This window comes from Pedobacter sp. SYP-B3415, from assembly GCF_004138205.1.
GTDB lineage: Bacteria > Bacteroidota > Bacteroidia > Sphingobacteriales > Sphingobacteriaceae > Pedobacter.
The window spans coordinates 1-2,315 of sequence record NZ_RXNQ01000021.1; the positions used below are offsets into that span (position 1 = coordinate 1).

The 2,315-nt window shown below is 47.2% G+C and carries 2 tRNA genes and 1 rRNA gene; all 3 read left to right on the forward strand.

From position 1 onward, the window contains the following. The first annotated feature begins 231 nt into the window (after window positions 1–231). Window positions 232–1,753, forward strand: a 16S ribosomal RNA gene (locus tag EJV45_RS08690). 125 nt (window positions 1,754–1,878) lie between these two features. Continuing rightward, window positions 1,879–1,953 (forward strand) — tRNA-Ile (locus tag EJV45_RS08695). Window positions 1,954–2,080: 127 nt separating this feature from the next. Then, window positions 2,081–2,157 (forward strand) — tRNA-Ala (locus EJV45_RS08700). Window positions 2,158–2,315: the final 158 nt, after the last annotated feature.

Here is a 2,315-nt window from a genome sequence, read left to right on the forward strand (position 1 = left end):
GGAGAGGGATGAAGTTGAAAAGATATAAAAAACGGCAGCCGCGAGGTAAAAGATAAGCCGGAAAAGTTCTTAAAAGAGATGTCAATGTAGCGTGGCGAGGTAACAAGGTATTTACCCAAGTACAGGGTACCAAGCCAAATTTTTAAGTCAGAAGAGACAGACAAAATTAAAAAAGAAGACTATTTTAATTGTTTTATTAAATAGTTAAAACTAGTCAGGAAAACAAACTTTACAATGGAGAGTTTGATCCTGGCTCAGGATGAACGCTAGCGGCAGGCCTAATACATGCAAGTCGAACGAGATTGAGGAGCTTGCTCCTCATGAAAGTGGCGCACGGGTGCGTAACGCGTATGCAACCTACCTTAATCAGGGGGATAGCCCGGAGAAATCCGGATTAACACCGCATAAAATCACAGGATAGCATTATCCAATGATCAAATATTTATAGGATTAAGATGGGCATGCGTGTCATTAGCTAGTTGGCGGGGTAACGGCCCACCAAGGCGACGATGACTAGGGGCTCTGAGAGGAGAATCCCCCACACTGGTACTGAGACACGGACCAGACTCCTACGGGAGGCAGCAGTAAGGAATATTGGTCAATGGAGGCAACTCTGAACCAGCCATGCCGCGTGCAGGAAGACTGCCCTATGGGTTGTAAACTGCTTTTATACCGGAATAAACCTCATTTCGTGAAATGAGCTGAATGTACGGTAAGAATAAGGATCGGCTAACTCCGTGCCAGCAGCCGCGGTAATACGGAGGATCCAAGCGTTATCCGGATTTATTGGGTTTAAAGGGTGCGTAGGCGGCCTATTAAGTCAGGGGTGAAAGACGGTGGCTCAACCATCGCAGTGCCTTTGATACTGATGGGCTTGAATGAACTAGAGGTAGGCGGAATGTGACAAGTAGCGGTGAAATGCATAGATATGTCACAGAACACCGATTGCGAAGGCAGCTTACTATGGTTTAATTGACGCTGAGGCACGAAAGCGTGGGGATCGAACAGGATTAGATACCCTGGTAGTCCACGCCCTAAACGATGAACACTCGCTGTTGGCGATACACGGTCAGCGGCTAAGCGAAAGCGTTAAGTGTTCCACCTGGGGAGTACGCCCGCAAGGGTGAAACTCAAAGGAATTGACGGGGGCCCGCACAAGCGGAGGAGCATGTGGTTTAATTCGATGATACGCGAGGAACCTTACCCGGGCTTGAAAGTTAGTGAATTATTCAGAGATGAATAAGTCCTTCGGGACACGAAACTAGGTGCTGCATGGCTGTCGTCAGCTCGTGCCGTGAGGTGTTGGGTTAAGTCCCGCAACGAGCGCAACCCCTATGTTTAGTTGCCAGCATGTAATGGTGGGGACTCTAAACAGACTGCCTGTGCAAACAGAGAGGAAGGAGGGGACGACGTCAAGTCATCATGGCCCTTACGTCCGGGGCTACACACGTGCTACAATGGTCAGTACAGAGGGCAGCCAGCCAGCAATGGTGCGCCAATCTCAAAAAGCTGATCACAGTTCGGATTGGGGTCTGCAACTCGACCCCATGAAGTTGGATTCGCTAGTAATCGCGTATCAGCAATGACGCGGTGAATACGTTCCCGGGCCTTGTACACACCGCCCGTCAAGCCATGGAAGCTGGGGGTACCTAAAGTATGTAACCGCAAGGAGCGTCCTAGGGTAAAACCGGTAACTGGGGCTAAGTCGTAACAAGGTAGCCGTACCGGAAGGTGCGGCTGGAATACCTCCTTTCTGGAGCGATTCTGACTACTCGCTGCGCAACATGATATTTCGAAATAAGAGAAAAGAAAGACACCCAAAAGATGAAAGCCACAGTACGTGGTGTTCAAATCATCTAAGAGGCGAGATTGTAAGATAGTCCCGTAGCTCAGTTTGGTTAGAGCACTACACTGATAATGTAGGGGTCAGCAGTTCAAATCTGCTCGGGACTACATTCTTAGAGTGGATGAGTCGAAAGAGAAAAGTGGAAAGTAAATGATGAATACTTGAAGTAAGCATTGATCATGAGCTGACTTTGAACTTTCAGACTTTGAACTTTAAACTACAAAAACATCTTTCGGGGAATTAGCTCAGCTGGCTAGAGCACCTGCCTTGCACGCAGGGGGTCAACGGTTCGAATCCGTTATTCTCCACCATTGGGAATAAAGTAGAAAGTAAAGAGTAAAAAGTAGAAAGTAGCAATACTTGAACTTTAGACTTTGCACTTTAGACTTTACACTCAGAAAAGTTCTTTGACATATTGGAAGAAGTTAAAAAAGAAGAGCAAACAACAAATAGAGACGATGTTGGTTGT